The following is an 18,831-nucleotide window of genomic DNA, read 5'->3' on the forward strand; positions in this document are numbered from 1 at the left end:
TAATTGCCTCATTTTACCATATAGTTAGTTAAACGTCTCTTTGCGAGCAAGTGTTGCACTCATCTGAACCATAAATCACGGAAACGCACCCACCCAAGAGACTCAAGTGAAATCCCCTGCACGGAGGGGTGAAATGCTGTCTTTAGATGTTTCCGATAAAGGAATAGTAGACTAATCCGCTGCACAAGCTGTTGCTCGATCCCAATAAACAGCTTAACTCGGTTTCTAGCGTCCTTTTCCGAAAGGATACGTCCAAGTGTGCTCTCTAATTCGTCACCAAGGTGTTTGGGTAAATGCTGCTGCATGCTCTTATACAAATCAATGAGACGTAATTCTCGATGTTCATCAAGCATGACAGCAAATAAAAGGAGGTCGGACGACATACGAGCACTTCCTTTAAACTGTTCAGCCGCAAGCAAATTGATGTCCAGGTTAATTCCTTGTTCTGCAAGCAATTGTTTAATCATAGATGCGTCACTTGCATATTGAGGAATCGTAGTAAGAGTAAGAGTTAACCCTTCAACGTTGCAGTCTTCACTATTAATTACCTCGCTGCGTTCCTCCGAATGGTCTGCCCCTAACGACTCTACATGTTTATCACCACTTTTGCCGTGCAACCAGAAGCTAGATGCTGCTTCGATTACGTCACCTGAGAGTAGCCGCAGCAACTTAGTCCTACTTATGGCTTTGTCTAGAGCAGCGCGGATGTCTGGATTAGTGAGAGGACCTTCTTTGAGCTCATTGACCGTCAAAAATTTACATGTAGTCCCGGATTGTCGTACTTGTTGCCACGCTCCACCCGCCATATCGGAAATACGGACATTGTGCATGACTTGGAACTTTTGTAGCTCAGATATAGGTTCATCAGCTCGATCAACAGTGATAGGCATCGTCCATATTTCTACACGGTCAAGAAAGGCTCTACCTTGAAAATAGGATGGGAAAGCTTCTAATGTCCAAATCCCTTGTTCACTGGAAATAAGTCGGAAAGGACCCGTTCCGACAGGAGATCCTCCTGCTTCCCCGAATCGCTCTCCTTCACTTACAGCGACGTCTTGTGGCACGATTGATGCGCGGTTGGTGGATAGGAAAGACAGGAAAATCTCGTTCCTCTCCTTCAGCTTAATACGGATAGTCGTATCATCGGGCGTTACCATCGAAACGATGTCATTGTATACCCAGCTATATAGTCCGTTAGGTGCAAGTCTACGCAAACGTTCGAGCGAATACATCACGTCAGAAGCGACCATTTGTCTACCATGATGGAATAGAACACCTTTTCTTAAATAAAATGTCCATTCTGTTCGGTCGTCGTTTACTTCCCATGCATGGGCAAGATGGGGGAGAGTAGTCTCGCCTCTTTCATCCATTCGCACTAAACTGTCAAACATCTGATTCACTAAATGTGATTCGCCAAAATAGTGGATTCGAGCAGGGTCTAAACTATTGATCGTGCCCGGAAGCGGGAACCGAAGCATGTCCATTCTACGGTTGCCCTCTACTTCCGTATGGAATCCGAATTGGCTTGTGAGCCATTCTTGAAACTGTTCTTGCAAGCCATGTCCTGATGGATGTTGCTGAATCATTGTTAAGGCAGGTTGAAGATCGCCTCGGAGTACAAGCTCTTTAGCTTCATCTAGTATTAACTTCTCTACTGGCGCGAGAAAAGTGAGTGTAGAACGGTTTCCTCGACCACGTTTCGGGGACCATTCGATCCAACCCTCTTGCACCATTCGTTTTAAAAGCAACACCATATTGCGATGGGTACAGTCCAGCGTCTCTGCTAGTTCGGATGTGGTCACATCTAGCGATACACCATCTGTTATATGTGGGTAAGATCGTCGTAACATGAAATAATGTCGTCTTATTTTCATAACGAGTCCTTTCGTATTCATAAAATATGAAATTCCAGAAGATCAACTTACACTTTTTGTTCTTATTTTATAGGTTACAATAAAAGGAGAAAAAATCAAAGGAGTGTTAAGCAATGAGAGATCCTGCGCCTTGGCAAAAGAGATACGGAACAATGTGGGTTATAGCTTTGTTTCTTGGTTTTATCGGCCAATATTTATTTGTCGATAGACCAGCTGGCGTGTCGATGCCGCTGTTCGCGTTAGGGTTTTACGCGTTATTTTTTTATTCCATTAAGGGAAGAATCGGCGGTTTTGACAAGTGGAAAGGCCAATCGAGAATGGGCTGGTTATTGCTCATACCGATTGCACTTCTTACGTTGACATATGCCATATATGCAAATGAAGTTTTTCGAGCGCTTAATTGGATTGCCTTACCGATATTGATCGTCGCACAAACGATGCTGCTTACTAGAAGTGGATCTCAGTCATGGCATCGTGTCATGTTTTACTCCGAGTTATTGAAACAATGGTTAATTACACCGCTTAATCATCTGGGTGTACCGATTGGTATGACAGCAGAATGGATGCGATCAGGAGAAGACGTAGTTAAGCCTAAGTCGAACGTCAAAAAGATCGGATTTGGACTTATCCTTGCTACACCACTTTTAATTGTCGTTATTGCTCTACTTGCTTCTGCTGACGGCATATTCCAATCTTGGATTAATTCGATTCCGAATGGTTTGGATGGAGATGCAATTGGAACAGCAATTATGCGAATCATTGTAGGTGCTTGTATTGCACTGTATACCTTTTGCTACATTTGGGGGCTGCTCTTCCGAAAAACGAAGCCGGTTGATATGGGCAATGTCCAGGTCCAATTGCCGGGGCAATCAAATGATGTAAAAAATACTGAACCATCGAAATTAGACCCGATAACAGCGATAACGGTATTAATTTGTGTGAACCTTGTATATGTTGTATTCGCCGTCATTCAATTCAGCTATTTGTTTGGTGCTGCGGAAGGATTGATTCCTGCTGGAACGGCTTATGCGGAATATGCTCGAAGAGGTTTTGCTGAGTTAGTTCTTATCGCGCTTATTAATATAGGCATATTGCTTGGTGGTTTACATTTCATTTCAACTAGTAGTGTTTGGCTGGGGCGTATTCGTAAATTGCTACTCAGTCTTCTAATGGGATGTACGATCGTTATGTTGATATCGGCTTACAGCCGTTTATCGCTTTATGAGGAAGCGTATGGCTACACATCACTTCGCTTACTTGTACATGGATTTATGATATTTTTAGGTGTGTTAATGGTAGTATCATTAATTCGTATTTGGTACGGAAGGTTCTCTTTAGCGAAAGTGTATATCGTATTGGCTATTGTTTCGTACGTTATAATGAACTATGCTAATCTTGATTCTCGAATTGCAACAAACAATATTGATCGTTACGAACGGACGGCTGTTATTGATATCGACTATTTATGGTCGCTTTCCGCTGATGCAGGCCCAGAGCTTATAAAGTTTTATAAGGATCATCCAGAATTAGAGAAGCTTGCTCCTATTATTAACAATTTACGAGTGGAAGCGAGCTCAAGGAATCATTGGCAATCATGGAACTTAGCATTCCAGCGATTGAATTCACAGTAACAAATTGAAATATGAAAGAGGTAAGTCATGATGAGTAAGATGAAACGTTGGTTTTTCATATACATTCCGGCGACGATTATTGCGATCATTGTTTTTCTCCATTATGAAAATAATGCGATTGGGGTAACGAATTTTAAACTGAACACAAGCAAACTACCAGTCGGAGCAGAAAACTACAGAATCGTACAACTCTCTGATCTTCAAAGTAAACTGTTCGGAAAAAATCAGCGACCGCTACTTAAGAAAGTAGAGAAGTTAAACCCAGACATTATCGTAGTGACTGGCGATTTAGTTGATGGCAACCATTACGATGAAGCTGCGAGCTTAATGATGATGGTTGGTGTAGCTGAAATTGCGCCCGTTTACTTTATTGTCGGAAATCATGAGTCTTACATTCCAAATTACCCCGAGCTCGAGAAAAAACTGATCGATGCGGGTGTCATTGTTCTTCGAAATACCCATGAGGAAATTGCTGTAGGAGAAGGTGTCATTCGTTTAGTCGGTGTTGATGATCCAATCTTTAATAAAAAAGAGGATGGCGATGTCGACAAAATAGAAGCTCATTTGGACGAGGCAATTGAAGGAATGAGCCATCCTGAAGCATATACCATATTATTGTCGCATCGCCCGGAGTTGTTTGATGTGTATGCCGATTATAGAATGGACCTTAGTTTAACTGGTCATGCGCATGGCGGGCAAATTAGAATTCCGTTTGTGGGTGGTATGTTTTCACCAGAGCAAGGTTGGTGGCCAGAGTATTCTGAAGGCATTCATAAACAGGGAGACTCATCCATGATCATAAGCCGTGGATTAGGAAATAGTGTATTCTCCCAGCGGCTATTTAATCGTCCAGAAATTGTTGTCGTAGATTTATCTCGTCCCGAGTAGGTGGAGACGAATTAACATCCTAAAATGTTTAGGATCATCGTAATAGTAGCACCTTTAAAAAAAGGCTATTATATGTGTTGGAAAAGCCAATTCGTCCGTCGAACTTGCAACATAAGATACTACTATTAGACTTACTATTTCATTATAGGAAGCGGATGGTAGTATGCCCTACTGCTGTGGTGGGATACGGATTGAAAGAAATGAAGGCACGATAATAATAGGTAACATATGGGAGTTTAGAACGAATAGTAATTCGATTGTAAGAGGAGAAGCCGCAGCAGCTAATAGAGCTGTGGAGGAAGCAGAAGCTGGTGATGCAACTGCTTCCGCTAGTGCTAAACGTGCAGCACGTAGACGAGAACGTCGGCGGCGATGCGAGCGAAAGTGTCGACGACATTGTCAGCGGCAATGCACCAAACGTAAGTGTAGCCATCGAAAATGTCGTTGCTCACATAAATGCCAGTGCTAACAATAGGCTGGCATTTTTTGTGGACAAAAAAGGGACCCGCTGCAACGGGCAGCGGGTCAAAAGTTTATTTTATAAAAAGGGGGTCGAGTTCTATTATATCCCCCTTCCATTAAAGGCTGATGAAAGTTATATTTCAATTTCATTACAAATGATGGGTTTTCCATCCCTAGTACACCTATTTTTGTATAGAATTATATTCCATTATGGAGGGAATGATCGTGAAGGTTCTTCCACGCTATAGTGAGCTTTTCCAGTTGGTTAATAACTTCTTCGATTTCATGAGGGAACAGTGCTTGTCCTCCATGGGCTCCAGTTACAATCATTTGTGTAATCGTATTTGTAATCTCAGCTTGTTTAGGCAATCCGCTCTTCATTAATTGAAGTAAGTCGGTTATGCTCTCTGCGTTTTTACCTACAGTAGAATGACTTCCTTTCTCTTGTGCAGCAGCTTGCGAGAAACTCGCTTGATTCGTACTTTCATTATGTTGAGCTGGCTTAGCCCCTGATTTAGGCTCGGCTGGTGGTTTCGCACGCTCCTTGCGATTTTGTTCATAAACGGACCATGTTTCAATAAGGCCACTACCAGTTTTAAGTAATAGCTTTTCCTTAGTGCTCTCCGATATCGTCTTATCTTTAAATAACTTAGCGATCTTTTTCACATCTGTAACTGGTAGCTCGTCTCTTGCTGCAATGAGTGCTATCGGATCGCGATGTTCAATAGGAAGGTCCTTGAGTGGAATAAGCTGATCTTCGGTAAGCTTATTTTTCCTAATCTCTGTTCCACTTACGATGAGCTTCTTCACCGCATTGCTAAATTTGAGAAGTTCACATTTATTTTTAATGTAGCTCTCAGGTTTGCCAAGTTTTGCAGATAGAAACTTAATAGAGCTTCTAAAACGAGTATCGTTCATCAGCTTATCAAAAGCTTCGGCTTCTTCAATGGGAGAGAAGCCCTCTCTCGTTAAATTTTCTGCGATTTGTTCCAAATAGATTTCCATTTCATCTGTTACGTTTGAAACGATGCAAGGAATAGTTGTACGGCCGAGCATCTGAGAAGCTTTATAACGACGATTACCGTAAATGATCTTGTAACGACCGTCGCTTCCAGTCCTTACTTTTATAGGTGAGAGCAAGCCAAGCTCATCAATACTTTGCATTAGTTCCGTAAGCGCTTCTTCGTCGAACTGATATCTAGGCTGGTCTTTATCTTCATCAATAAGGGCCATTTGAATTTCAATGATGTCCATTCCGATTCTCCTATCATTCCTATAGTCAACGCGCATTAAGCGTTTAGTCCGATGGGACGTCCCTATTATATAATAGGAATGAAATGAAATGTAACATATTTTGCCTCTGCAAAGTAGTTATTGGAAACATTTTCAATCAACTTTCGTCTAAGATGAATGAATTGATCCTTTTCGGGTAGGTGGCTGAGCAATGAATAAATCGCTGATCTATTTAATGATGGTATCTATTTTCATTATTATTGTGCTCGTTATACAAACGATCGAAAAAGAAAATTTTAATGGACAAGTAGATACACCAATCGCATCTATGGAATCTGTTACAGAAGTTGAAGTAACTCCCGCACCAGAAGTTGCAGTCGCTAAACCTGTAGTGGGCAGTATCGAGGAATTAAAAGGCTATCCTAAATTAGAAGTGAAGACTTCTGTCGTTGACGGAGGGTTTAAGCTTGCAATCGATGATGGATCTTTGTCTGCAAGAAGTGTAGCTGAGGAGAGTTCATACGGCACTATCATTCATTTAGTTGAGCGTGACTTACAAGCACTTGATGGTACGGAAGCAATTAAGCGTAGATACGATGTAGTTGTTGTTCGTCCTGATCGTATGGAAATTAAGGTGTACCCGGCATACATAGTAGATGAAATCAATCAACTAGTTAATCACAAGTTGAAGTTGATTAATGATAAGCAAGTTGTCTTTACTCAGAATCGAATCGAAAATGGTTTGCTTATTTACGATTTAGTTGTCATGAATGTAGAGAATGGTGAAGTTAATGGTGTGGTTCAGTCTTTCTGGAAAGTTGCTATGGATAGTGAAGAGTACCAAGAAGACTTTCTTGTGAGCGCTCATTATGCGCAACGAGACAATTCTCAAGTTAACAAAATATTGCTTACTAGTTTTCTAGGAAAAACATGGTTATTCCAATTAGATACGCTTGCAGTTACTCATAGTGGAAGCAGTCTCTATCCTGCTTATGGAGATAAAGGAAGTAAGCCACCGAGAGAGCTATTATTTCCTTCTCCTGACTTAGAGCGATTCGTATACCAATCTGTAGAGGAAAATCAGATTATAACTAAAAATCAATTTACACTCGTGGACACATTAAGTAGGAAGACGTTAAATACGATCCATATAGATGATTCTATGACGCTTACAGATCCCGGAATTGTGTGGAATGAGGAAGGAACTTCATTTTTTCAAGAGTATGCTGATGCTAGTAGAGCGCAGAGTACATATTTTGATAATAGTAGTGTTGTGTTTGCTGAATATATTTCGTTCTATAACCGTGACGGTGAGTTAATTCGAACATTGAAGTCATCCTCTCGAACAGGAGAGCGAATGAGTGTATTTGGCTGGCTTGATGAAAATAGTCTTTTAATCGAAACTTATCGATCAATTCATAATGAAGTTGGAGGTTGGATAAAGGGAACGATTGTTTATAAAGAATACAATCTCAGATCTGGAAAGCTGACGACTTATAAGTCTATAAAGGATGCAACACTTCTCGTGAAGCCTGTGCTTGTTCCTATTCATAATGGTTTTGCATATGATTCCAAGTCTTTTGTCGTTATTGACCGCAATAGCAAGAAGGTGTGGTCTCCAGATGTGAAGGGACGATCATTCATTACAGATGGACAACTATATACAACTGTATGGGGCGGCAATTCAGAATTAGTGTTCCGCTGGAATGATGAACTAAAGCAGTTACAGTTAGTATCCGATGAACAAGAAATAAGGTTACAAATGATTAGCGGGGACTGGCTCATTCGTAAAGAAAGCAGAGGCAACAACTTTGTTTACAAAACAACGACGACCGATATGGTTAGGAATGCAGAAGGTCTTCCTGTGTTGCCTACTGGTGCTTTCGGATGGATATCATCCAGCAGGGAGTGGTGGAAGGATACAGATGATAGCGTAAAGACAAATGAAACAAGCTCATCACGATTGGTAGGGAAAAGCAGATACGGAAAGCTGTTCCTGCGATCAGCTAAAGAGGAGAAGTCATCGAAAATGGACACGGCGTATCAGTACTACGGTGACTATGAGGTTGAGTTTACGAATGCAAAAGGGGTAAAGCGTACTTTACAGACGTTGGAAAAGCTCGAGTTGAAGCTGGAATCTCCTCTAGAGAGTATGCGTGTCATTCCGTATAAAGGGTTCGATCTTCTGCTCTTTCAGCCGGTTGATTTCCCATTTAGTGAAGTGTATGACAGGAACTATAACAAGCTTTACGCATATGCGATTACTTGGGAAGGAGAAGCATTCCCGCTTAACTTTCAATATGCTTCTACTGATGGTATGACAAGATTGGAAACGATCCCTGTCGCAGAACTAGGTACACATGCACTTCGTGAGGGAAATCTCATTGTAGAATCATCACTAAACGAGAAATTACTGGAGATTGAATGGAGGCTAGATATAGAAGAGCGTACATTTACTTTAACGAATCTAAGAGATGTAAGTGCCGAAGCCGAGTCGCTTTATTATGTAACGGATCATTATTTGTCGCTACTTGAGCGTGCATTGGGTTTAGATATGGGTGACCCTAAAGTAGAACATATGAATAAAGAGCAGCTCCGCGCTATGTTTACAGAATTAGCATGGAACAGTCCAGGTTTCCAACGTATGAAGTCAGCTTTTGAAGAAAGCGAAGCAGCAGGGAATCCGTCTCAAGCATTCGCACAGTTTCCAGTCCGTACTAGCTATGACAAGTTTGGCAATATTCGTGTTACATTTGCGTTTAACTTAATGAATGGTATCGGGATGATTGCTTATCTGGATGCAATATTGAAAATTGAAGATAATAAATGGATGTTCCACGATTTTGGTACACTGGAGACAGAGAAATCTGATTACGATATCAGTTTAAACGGTGTACTCATTAAAGATAATCTTAAACATTAAATGTAATTACTGAAATGATATCGGCTTGAATTAGAAGTGCAGGCGCTGTTCCATTAGTAGAGTAATCTACCTTTGGAACAGCGCCTCTTTCATTTGAGCTCATTCGCCAGTTAGTAGTTTTGCCGGACGTCTGTTTCAACATCGTCAAACGTGGTTATATATCTAACAAGCTAGCGGAAATGACATCACAACGAAACAGGCTTAACAAAACGAAAGAAGGTGATTCCAATGTTAGGTTGGGCGTTAATGTTCTTCCTACTCGCTATTGTGGCAGGGATATTCGGATTTATGGGTATCGCATCCACGATGGCAGGGATAGCCAAGATACTATTCGTCATATTCATCATATTGTTCTTGGCATCTCTAATTTTTGGAAGAAGAAGAGTGTAGGTTGCACAAAGTAATTACGGCATATTTCTCACGGAACAAGATGTAACAAAGAGTAAACATTTTTTATCAAACTATATCTGGAGGGATTTATTATGACTACAACAAATACTACAGTAACTAAGGTGCATACGGTGATGACGAGTGATGAAGTACAGAAACAGGTAATGCAATTCCGCAGAGAAGGATATATAGAAGATCGTATATTCGTGCTTACGCATGACAAAACGAGAACGAAACGTATAGCGGAGCGGACAGACGCAGAGCAGATCGGCATATCAGAAGAGGGTCTTGGAACAGCTATCGCTAATTTATTCCGCTCTACTGGTGACGAACTTAGAGCCAAGATGCGTTCCTTAGGAATATCGAAGGAAGAAGCAGATCGATTAGAAGGCGAGATGGACCATGATCGAATTGTAGTTATCGCTTGGGGCGGCAGAGAATATTTAGAGGATGATTATGATCGGGATATCTATTTCCATCCTTACATGATGTTCCATCATGGCCAGCCTCCTATTAAATAACTTGTAATAGCCTACCCAACAGGGTAGGCTATACCTGTCTCTATTCTAGTAAATGGTCATAGGAGGACAAGCAGATGAGTATAATAATCGTAGATGATAACGTAACGAATCAGTTGATCATCAAAACTATTTTAAATAAAGCGGGCTATTCCAATCTTCTTATCGCTTCTTCCGCAAAACAATTGTATGAGTTGCTTCATCTGGATACGCCCTACAGAGCAGAAGAAGGTGTTGATCTCATTCTTATGGATATGATGATGCCAGGGATAGATGGACTCGAAGCTTGCAGACGTATTCAAACCGAGGAGCGTTATCGCGATGTTCCGATTATTTTTGTCACGGCAGTTGGGGATTCCAATAAGTTAGCTGAAGCATTAGACGCTGGAGCAAGTGATTATGTGATGAAACCAATTAATAAGCTTGAGCTGTTGGCACGTATCCGCTCTGCCCTGAGATTGAAATACGAAAAAGATTGGCACAAGGAGCAGGATAAACGTATTAAATACGAGCTGGATTTAGCTAAACAAGTACAACGAAGCGTTCTCAGTGCCCCAATTGAGGATGAGAACATACATATTGCAGCAGTTTATCAGCCCTCATTTGAGCTTGCGGGAGATTATTATGCATGGTTCCGAATCGATAAACATCGTTATGGCGTTATACTGCTAGATATGATGGGACACGGCATTTCATCATCATTAGTATGTATGTTTATTTCATCAGTGCTGAAAGATATGATTACGCGTGTAACAGATCCAGAGAAAGTAATGAGAGAGCTCAATCGTTATATGGGACAACTCTATCGTTCCGATGAACTGCTTAACTATTATTTTACTTCGATTTTCGTCGTTGTAGATACCGAGAGCAAGCAGATTGAATATGTAAATGCCGGGCATCCTCCTGGCCTTGTCATTACGGAATCAGGTGCAGCATTACTTGAACCATCGGCTCCTGCAATTGGTCTGTTTGAAAACATTGATGTTGCAAAAGGAACGATCAGTTACGAAGGAGAAACTTCTATTATTCTGTATACAGACGGTCTGCTAGAAGAAATGGTAGAGAGTGATGATGCAGCACGAAGGGGCAAGATTGTTGACCTGACAAGAACATTCGCCTCCAAAAGCCCGTCAGAGATCGTAGAGGAACTGCTGCAAGGTACGAACGACAGTGCACAACGAGATGATATTTGTATGGTTCGTATTTCGATCAAATAGAATAGTGAAAGATGGTTAATATTTTTCTGATCCTGTATATAAATTGTTGTTTCAAATGTCGCCGATTGGTTTATACAGTAATATAGTGACTTTGATTCGCTAATTGTAGGGAGGGCATTCAGATGAAAATAATCATTTTAATTACCTTGATGATAAGCGGTATATTGGGTGGATATGCGGTGCAGCAACATGCCGGTTCTTCACTGAGTCATGTAGCTAAGTCGGAACTAACAATAGTAGAACCTGAAATAACAGTATTTGAGGAAACACCTGTTTTTGAAGAGACACCACTAGTAGTAGATAACCAAGAAGCAAATACGAATACAAATGAGCCAGTTACAGAAAGTATAAACATTGTGGCACAAGAAGTAGAGCTTGCTACAAATGAAACTGTTTCGGATGGGCGAAAGTTTGAATATACGCTAGAAACGGTAAATAGCTTGACCTTATACGATACTCGAAAATCAACGGTGGAGAAACTAGGTCAGCCCGATGAAATAAAGCAGGATGAGATTTTTAATGAAATAACGATCTTTTATTATCCATCTATGAGAGTAGCATTTTATGAGGATGAGATTAGATATGTTGAATATGACCCTGCTATTGATAAATTGTTTATCGACGATGTTCAAATTGCAGCTACGGTTGAAGCTATTAGCTTGGCGCTAGGTACTCCTGATTATATTGCTGATGATGGCATCGTATTTCAAAGGGAAGAAGCATTGCTGAAGCTATTTATAAACAATGATACTGGAGAACTTGAATCTATTAGTTATTATCATATTGCATCAGTCTAATAGAAGCATTGTCTTCGTAGATATAACTTGTTACGATTATATATATTAGTCAAGAGAGCGGAGTGAAGAGAACGATGAAAGTGGAACCTTTTCAAATAGTTCATGAAGAAACAAATGGTCAGCACGTACTGTATTTAGCAGGTGAACTTGACTTGTCCGTTGTTCCACAGTTGAATAGCGCCTTGGAGCCAATTTTACAACGTGAAGATATTACACTAATACTGAACTTGAGCAAGTTAACTTATATCGATAGTACAGGAATCGGAATTATTGTTTCTATTCTTAAAACGAGAGATCGGCTGAACGCACCTTTTTATGTACGAGAAATTCCTGCACCAATTAAGAGATTGTTTGATCTAACAGGAATATCGAAATATTTGATAGAAGAGGCAGAGGCATGAGCACGGTTAAATTGACGATACCGGCAAGTGCAGACCATATTGACTTGGTCAGAATATGTCTCTACGGAATTGCCGCGAAAATTGGATTCTCTTATGAGGATATCGAGGATATGAAAGTTGCTGTGTCGGAAGCATGCAATAATGCGGTACTCTATGGCAATAGAGATGCTGGCGCGGGTGACATCGAAGTTTCTTTTGAGCCGACGAATGCTTCACTCGTTATAGGCATTCGAAATAATGGACCGCAGTTTGAATACGGGGAAGCACTTCAAGCAGCAGAGCCGCTTCAAGGAGAGACTGCGGAAGAATTGCGTGTAGGCGGACTTGGTATCTACTTGATGGAAGCATTAATGGATGAAGTTAACGTACGATCAAGTGAAGGTGAAACGGAAGTTCGGTTAACGAAATTTTTAATAGCAGAAGGAGGCCAACATTGATGGCCTCCTTCTTTATATGCGCCAAGCATAGGAGCTATCTGTAAGGTTTTGGTTCAGAATATTGTATTTAGTAGTAATCATAGCGTAAGAAAGGGGTGCCTATCGTTAGTTGAACCTGAAGGAACCCAAGGATAAATCTCCGGTTGGAGCTAGAAGGACGTACCGGAGCAAATACCATTTTCATAATTCTATCGAGTTATATTTTGTTTTAATTGATAGAATTAGTTTCTATTGTATTCTAGTAAATTCAGCTGTAACAGTTCCAGGAGTATTAAGAATAAAATAATCCCATGACACATCTTTTCTATTTGTCGTATGGTAAGAAACACGCGGAGTATGTTGTGTAGGTGTATTTACAAAACTTGTAACAACTGCTGTGTGATCCATGTTTAAATCATTACCCTTATCGTAACTAATAATATCTCCCAAATACAATGCTTGAGGAGTACTTGCCTCATATCCATCAATCGTATTAGTCCCGCGAATGGTTAAATAGAATTCATTAGCATTTACCCAAGGCACAGCATATAAAAACTGACCAGCATCGTAGAATTGTATCCACCAGTTAGGTCTACTTTCATGTGGCCCTGTATCTTTTCGCATAGGAATCCCACCAGCAAAAAGAGCTTGTGAGGCGAAGTTGGTGCAATCATTTCCAAATGTATAGTATTGTGAGCTATTGTTATTTATGGCATATTTCGATGCATATTCAGCAGCTTTAGTTCCATTATATGTATATGGAGTCCAAGAGTTAGAAGCCAAAGTTGTAACCTCTGTTTTCTTCGTTGTATTCTCATCAAAATTATAAGTAGCTTTTAGTGAATTTGCTTTATTTACAATTTCAGATGCTTTGACCAATGATTGAGGATAATTCACCTTATTAATTTTCTTTGTTTTATTTATAACAAAACTCACATCATCACCCATTGCTGACTCTGGTGACTCTCCTTCCCAGAAAAAAGTTTGAACCAGATAACCTGTTATAACAATATTACCTTGCACATTTTCAATCTTATGTGTTGTGAAACTATACTCGTAGTTCTTTAATTTTTCACCATGTCCTTCCATAAGAGCGATTAAAGATACTGCCTCATCATATTCCCCCAATGACTTGTCTCTTTTATTAACTTTGTCCGCTCTCACTTTCAATTGTTGCTCAACAATTCCATTTAATGTTTCGATTGATAGAGTCTGATCGATTGCACTGACTGAAATTGCTGGAATGATACCTATCATAAGACAGATGGCGAGAAAAACCTTACTAATTTTCTTCATTTTGTACCCTCCTTTTTAATTTGTTCCCTTTTATGATATGATACAGGAAAAAATACATTTTATACATAAAACCTATATTTTGTAAATATAATAATTTTATGTATTTAATTGTTTTGTTTGACTTGAATCCGAGGAGTATAGACTAATGTCTGTATTCTGCTCACAAATTAAGGTATTGTTTATTTTGTTCAGTGAATCTACTAATTTGTTAGAGGGAGGGGACATAAACTATCATAGTTTAAGTTCGTCCACGTAAGTCCAAGCTTATATCAGAAAAACTATTTAGAGGAGGCATTATAATGAAAAAGAAAATCTATATTTACATTTTTATATTTTTTTTCATACTCTGTTATATTTCAGTGGGACATATGATAAGTGGACAGGCTAAAAAAGTGCTAGAAGCAGGAATGAAACCAAATTTGGAGTACCAAAATTACATGACCGAAGATGTCTATAATACTATAAATCCTTCTAATAGAATTGGTGGTTATGAAGATGAATACAATCCCGCTCACCACTCCTATAAATCGAATCTTATTCCTCTGCATTTCTTTTTCACTGCCAGTGTCACAACTTATAATTATTATAATAACGGTGATATAGGGTTTAATGAAAAGGTTATAATTAAAATGAATTTGAAAAAGGGAAAATGGATAGCTACAAGGGTTACCATCCAGGCTTAACTTATTAATTACTTTGTAATGGGTTCTATTTGTAATACAGTCAATTATGTCAACGATCAAGGACAGTGCTCTAATACTAATTACCTTCAAATTATTGACGTTGTAGATGAAAGCACCGAACTCTTTGTTAATTCATAAAAGGAAAGTATAACAAAGTGACTAGTAAATTTGATAAAAAGAAGATTAATTATGATTCCATAAACAAGAAATACATTTGCCAATAAGTTATGAGTTGTGGTTTAAGCTAAATGGAAAATACGAGGAATGGTATAAGTATTACAATTGTGGAGCTTAAACCTACATTCGAAGTGGACTAAGAAATCAATTGTTAAACAATCTGATATACGTTTGTATGGGAGGAAGGAAGCTTAAAGCTCCCTTCTCCCCAGTTTGGGCCATCTATCTTACCGTTTGCGAAAAATCCGCTCCTCTTGCAAATATTCCTCGAAGCGGGCTTTATGCATCGATAGAAAGGACTCCTTACTGCCTAGAGCTAAGAAGCCGTCTTGTGCAAGGCTATCAGCTAAAACGGCATGAACACGAGTTTGGAGCTCAGGGTTGAAGTAAATTAACACATTACGGCATAAAATAACGTGGAATTCGTTAAAAGAACCATCGGTTGCAAGATTGTGCTGGGCAAAAGTAATCTTCTCCTGTAAGGAAGGAAGTACTTGCGCATGAGAATGATCGGCCCGATAATAAGCGGAAAATTCTTGAACGCCGCCTGCTTGTATATAGTTTTTAGTATAAGCTTGCATCCGCTTAAGAGGGAATTTTCCCTCCTTCGCTAGAGTAATAGCTTCTTTACTCATATCCGTTGCATAGATCGATGTACGCTCTAGAAGTCCCTCTTCTTGTAATAATATCGCCAAGGAGTAAACTTCTTCCCCTGTTGCACAGCCTGCATGCCAAATGCGAAGCTTTTGATGCTCTCTGAGCAATGGTACAACTTCGCTCCTGAAAGCAAGGAAGAAGCTAGGATCACGAAACATCTCCGTTACTTTAATCGAAAAATCTTCAAGAAGTTTCTCCAAATAACCTTCCTCATAAAGTGTTTTTTCGACCATTGCTATAACAGTAGGCAGTTGATCTATCGTCATTCGATTTCGAATTCTTCTTCTAAGTGAAGAACGTAAGTAGTTTCTAAAGTCATACCCGCGTATTCGGTAAATCGCTTCGAGTAGTAAATCAATCTCTAATTCCTCGCGCTCTGTAAGTTCCTCACGACCATCAAGTACAGTCATTTCTTCTGATAATTTGCCAAAAGGATTTGTTTTGTCCGCATGTTTCAATGTTCCACCTGCTTTGTCAGCCATACACGCATAAGCGAAAATAACTGTTCGGTTTGTATAGGTTTGCTAATATAATCAGATGCACCAGCTTCCAAGCAACTTTCTAAATCACTTTTCATCGCTTTTGCAGTAAGTGCAATAATAGGCTTATCTTTCATAAAAGGATGTTGTCTTAGTGCTCTAGTTGTCTCGAAGCCATCCATTATAGGCATCATAATATCCATAAAGATGAGATCGAAGTTAGTATCTTCCGCCACGATATCCATACACACTTTTCCGTTGTCTGCGACGACGACTTGCAGCCCCTTGCTCTCAAGTGTTTGCACCATAGCAAATACGTTACGTGCATCATCCTCTACGAGAAGGACTCTTTTGCCAGAAAATATGGATGCTTCATCTGTGCCAGAAGAAATGTCCAAGGTAGAGGATTCAGCCTTTGAGCGACCTACTTCTGTCTTAGCGTAAGTGATAGACGAAGTTGAGCTAGCTTCATGACTTACAGCAGCCTCTAATTCAGCGTACTCTAGCTCTGCTAGAGCAGCATCATGTTTAAGCGGCAAATAGAGTGTAAACGTACTTCCTTTATGAAGCTCGCTTTCAACCGAAATAATGCCTCCAAGTAACTGCGCAAATTCGTTGCATATGGACAAACCAAGGCCAGTTCCGCCGTATACCCGATTTGTGTTGCCATCTACTTGTTGGAATGCTTCGAATATAAGTTCATGTTTATCTTTAGGTATGCCAATGCCTGTGTCGATGATGGAGAAAGCTAACAGCTCTTGAGTTCCAACATGCGGCATACGCTCAGCAACAGAAGGGTCCGCGGAATGGAGTTTAAGTGTAACAGATCCGCTTTCTGTAAACTTGAATGCATTAGACAACAAGTTTTTCAATATTTGTTGCAATCTTTGACCGTCCGTATACATGACTTTCGGTAGAGTAGACTGCATCTCGATGTGGAAAGTGATATCCTTCTTAGTAGCAACTGGATCAAAGCTTAGTCGCATGTACTCGGGAACTTCTGTTAAGTTAACCTCATCCATCACTAACTCAATTTTGCCTGCTTCGATTTTGGATAGGTCCAAAATATCATCGATAAGAGTGAGTAGATCATTTCCTGATGAATGAATGACGCGTGCGTAGTTTGCTTCTTCATCTAGTAACGATTTATTTTCGTTTTCATAAAGCAATTGAGAAAGAATGAGTATGCTGTTGAGCGGTGTGCGTAGCTCATGAGACATGTTGGCAAGGAAGTTCGTTTTGTACGTTGCACTTTGTTTCAGACGCTCAGCATATTGCTCCAGCTCTTCTTTTGCTTGCTCAAGTTCTTTTGTTTTCTGTTCAGCAAACAGATTTTGTTCCTCCAAATGCTCCGTCGTCATCCGCATTTCCTCTTGCTGCATCTGCAACTCCTCGGATTGCGCCTGTAGCTCTTCTGTTTGTGCTTGCAGTTCTTCTGTCATCGCCTGTGACTCGCTCAGAAGTCTAACGACTTCCATTCGCCCTCCAACATTATCAATCGCAACGCCGAAATGATCCTCAATCTGCTCTAGCAGTTTCAGATGCTGCGAAGTAAACGGCTCTAATGAAGCGAACTCAATAACTGCAATTACTTTTCCTTCAAACTCTACCGGAACGACCAGCACATTTTGCGGAGAAAGCTCAGTTAAACCTGATTTAATGTGTGCTTCATAGTCTTTAGGCTTGTTAAGTAGGAAAGTCCTTTTGTCCATTGCACATTGTCCAACAAGACCTTCGCCGAGCTTAAAGCTAAATTTCCCTCTATCATCTCCCATAGAGGCATATGCGGTTACTTTCTCTAGTCTTTGTCGTTTACCGGAACCTCTATTAGCATAGAAAACGCCATAAGAAGCTCCCACCATCGGAGCAACTTTACTTAAAAAAGAACGAGCTAACTCGGTTAAATCATTCATTCCTTGATTCATCGTAGCCACTTCAGCAACTCGTGTCTGAACCCAAGATTGTGATTCTAGCATTTCTAGCAAGCCATTAGTTGCTTCGGCCAAATCTCGAATTTCATCTTTTGTATTTACGTGAATTCGTTTGGTCAAGTCACCGCGTGAGTCAGAAATCTCTGTAATCGTATTCGATACTTGCCGGATCGTTTTTACGATCGCATTTGAAACAAAAGAAACGATAAAAAAAGCAATGATAGCAACTAGAAACAACATGCCGTAAAGACTTAACGTTAACATTTCATTCCGATTATTTATTTCTGTAATGTAAGCTTTTGTTGCATCTAATTGATCGAATCGCAATGATTCCAGCTGCTCGCGCAAACGATCCATGTCTTGTTTGCCACTATCATTTGTAAAAAAGGTCATAATGCCATTCGTATCATTTTGTTCTCTTAATTGAATCGTATATTCACCAGACGTCTCAATCCAATGCTCGATCGTCAGTTTAATGTTTTCTAAATCTTTTTTGATGCTCGGGTCGCTGGATAGATGTGCAAACAAGCTGTTGTAATTGGATTCCCATTGCGACTTGCCCTCACGATATGGCTCTAGGTAGATTTTATCGCCTGTAATGATATATCCCCGCTGGCTCGTTTCCATATTGATTACGTTATAGCGGATCGTCGTAATGAGATTATGAATTTCGATATCACGACTTGTAATCGTTTCGATTTCGTATTGTAACGTATTAATACGTTCTGTCACTGTGACAATAGCCCCGCCTAAGCAGCAAATAATGAGAATATAGCCGATAGCTATTTTAAACCGAATGCTAGGTTTAATTTTTTTAAACATAATGTCCTCCTTCTACTTAAAGATGAGTAATCCAAA

The 18,831-nt window shown here is 40.0% G+C and carries 17 protein-coding genes; 11 read left to right on the forward strand and 6 right to left on the reverse strand.

What is annotated here, in order from left to right:
• Positions 1 to 59 precede the first annotated feature (59 nt).
• On the reverse strand, positions 60 to 1,895 hold the full coding sequence (locus I6N90_RS19245; RefSeq protein WP_197937282.1) for an ABC transporter substrate-binding protein: 1,836 nt from the start codon (positions 1,893 to 1,895) through the stop codon (positions 60 to 62).
• A 92-nt stretch (positions 1,896 to 1,987) separates the two neighbouring features.
• Between I6N90_RS19245 and I6N90_RS19250 the strand changes: the two genes are divergently transcribed.
• The 3 genes from I6N90_RS19250 to I6N90_RS19260 all read left to right on the forward strand — a co-directional run bounded on the left by I6N90_RS19250 (position 1,988) and on the right by I6N90_RS19260 (position 5,103).
• A complete protein-coding gene (locus I6N90_RS19250) occupies positions 1,988 to 3,505 on the forward strand; it encodes a DUF4153 domain-containing protein (RefSeq protein WP_197937283.1) in 1,518 nt (505 codons plus the stop codon).
• A gap of 27 nt (positions 3,506 to 3,532) precedes the next feature.
• A complete protein-coding gene (locus tag I6N90_RS19255) occupies positions 3,533 to 4,393 on the forward strand; it encodes a metallophosphoesterase (RefSeq protein WP_232243169.1) in 861 nt (286 codons plus the stop codon).
• 311 nt (positions 4,394 to 4,704) lie between these two features.
• The gene (locus I6N90_RS19260) at positions 4,705 to 5,103 is read left to right on the forward strand and encodes a hypothetical protein (protein ID WP_197937285.1); all 399 of its coding nucleotides are present in this window, start codon (positions 4,705 to 4,707) and stop codon (positions 5,101 to 5,103) included.
• On the opposite strand, the gene I6N90_RS19265 is transcribed toward I6N90_RS19260, so the two are convergent.
• The gene (locus tag I6N90_RS19265) at positions 5,054 to 6,109 is read right to left on the reverse strand and encodes a ParB/RepB/Spo0J family partition protein (RefSeq protein ID WP_197937286.1); all 1,056 of its coding nucleotides are present in this window, start codon (positions 6,107 to 6,109) and stop codon (positions 5,054 to 5,056) included. The genes I6N90_RS19260 and I6N90_RS19265 overlap by 50 nt on opposite strands.
• Positions 6,110 to 6,299: 190 nt before the next feature.
• Between I6N90_RS19265 and I6N90_RS19270 the strand changes: the two genes are divergently transcribed.
• Positions 6,300 to 9,011, forward strand: a complete 2,712-nt coding sequence (locus I6N90_RS19270) for a hypothetical protein (protein WP_197937287.1) — start codon at positions 6,300 to 6,302, stop codon at positions 9,009 to 9,011.
• On the opposite strand, the gene I6N90_RS19275 is transcribed toward I6N90_RS19270, so the two are convergent.
• Positions 9,001 to 9,153 (reverse strand): hypothetical protein, encoded by a 153-nt coding sequence (locus I6N90_RS19275; protein ID WP_232243170.1) that lies wholly within the window; start codon positions 9,151 to 9,153, stop codon positions 9,001 to 9,003. The genes I6N90_RS19270 and I6N90_RS19275 overlap by 11 nt on opposite strands.
• An 86-nt stretch (positions 9,154 to 9,239) precedes the next feature.
• Here I6N90_RS19275 and I6N90_RS19280 point away from each other — a divergent pair, with 86 nt between their 5' ends.
• From I6N90_RS19280 to I6N90_RS19305, 6 genes are all read left to right on the forward strand, one after another.
• Entirely contained in the window at positions 9,240 to 9,401 is a 162-nt protein-coding gene (locus I6N90_RS19280) for a DUF1328 domain-containing protein (RefSeq protein ID WP_197937289.1), read from the forward strand.
• A 92-nt stretch (positions 9,402 to 9,493) separates the two neighbouring features.
• A complete protein-coding gene (locus I6N90_RS19285; protein WP_197937290.1) occupies positions 9,494 to 9,922 on the forward strand; it encodes a general stress protein in 429 nt (142 codons plus the stop codon).
• A 74-nt stretch (positions 9,923 to 9,996) separates the two neighbouring features.
• Positions 9,997 to 11,136, forward strand: a complete 1,140-nt coding sequence (locus I6N90_RS19290; RefSeq protein WP_197937291.1) for a SpoIIE family protein phosphatase — start codon at positions 9,997 to 9,999, stop codon at positions 11,134 to 11,136.
• A 122-nt stretch (positions 11,137 to 11,258) separates the two neighbouring features.
• Entirely contained in the window at positions 11,259 to 11,933 is a 675-nt protein-coding gene (locus tag I6N90_RS19295) for a hypothetical protein (RefSeq protein ID WP_197937292.1), read from the forward strand.
• 74 nt (positions 11,934 to 12,007) lie between these two features.
• Complete coding sequence (locus I6N90_RS19300) at positions 12,008 to 12,334, forward strand: STAS domain-containing protein (RefSeq protein ID WP_197937293.1); 327 nt, start codon at positions 12,008 to 12,010, stop codon at positions 12,332 to 12,334.
• Positions 12,331 to 12,771: an ATP-binding protein gene (locus tag I6N90_RS19305; RefSeq protein ID WP_197937294.1), complete on the forward strand. Its 441-nt coding sequence runs from the start codon at positions 12,331 to 12,333 to the stop codon at positions 12,769 to 12,771. Before I6N90_RS19300 ends, I6N90_RS19305 begins: the two co-directional genes overlap by 4 nt.
• Positions 12,772 to 12,999: 228 nt before the next feature.
• On the opposite strand, the gene I6N90_RS19310 is transcribed toward I6N90_RS19305, so the two are convergent.
• Positions 13,000 to 14,046 (reverse strand): amidase domain-containing protein, encoded by a 1,047-nt coding sequence (locus I6N90_RS19310; RefSeq protein ID WP_197937295.1) that lies wholly within the window; start codon positions 14,044 to 14,046, stop codon positions 13,000 to 13,002.
• A gap of 299 nt (positions 14,047 to 14,345) precedes the next feature.
• Here I6N90_RS19310 and I6N90_RS19315 point away from each other — a divergent pair, with 299 nt between their 5' ends.
• On the forward strand, positions 14,346 to 14,729 hold the full coding sequence (locus I6N90_RS19315; RefSeq protein ID WP_197937296.1) for a hypothetical protein: 384 nt from the start codon (positions 14,346 to 14,348) through the stop codon (positions 14,727 to 14,729).
• Positions 14,730 to 15,133: 404 nt separating this feature from the next.
• Here I6N90_RS19315 and I6N90_RS19320 read toward each other — a convergent pair whose 3' ends face one another.
• Together I6N90_RS19320 and I6N90_RS19325 are read right to left on the reverse strand one after the other, a co-directional pair.
• Positions 15,134 to 15,973: a CheR family methyltransferase gene (locus I6N90_RS19320; RefSeq protein WP_197937574.1), complete on the reverse strand. Its 840-nt coding sequence runs from the start codon at positions 15,971 to 15,973 to the stop codon at positions 15,134 to 15,136.
• Positions 15,974 to 16,017: 44 nt separating this feature from the next.
• The gene (locus I6N90_RS19325) at positions 16,018 to 18,795 is read right to left on the reverse strand and encodes an ATP-binding protein (RefSeq protein ID WP_197937297.1); all 2,778 of its coding nucleotides are present in this window, start codon (positions 18,793 to 18,795) and stop codon (positions 16,018 to 16,020) included.
• Positions 18,796 to 18,831 lie beyond the last annotated feature (36 nt).

The sequence above is a fragment of the Paenibacillus sp. GSMTC-2017 genome (genome assembly GCF_016019935.1).
In the GTDB taxonomy this organism is placed as follows: domain Bacteria; phylum Bacillota; class Bacilli; order Paenibacillales; family Paenibacillaceae; genus Pristimantibacillus.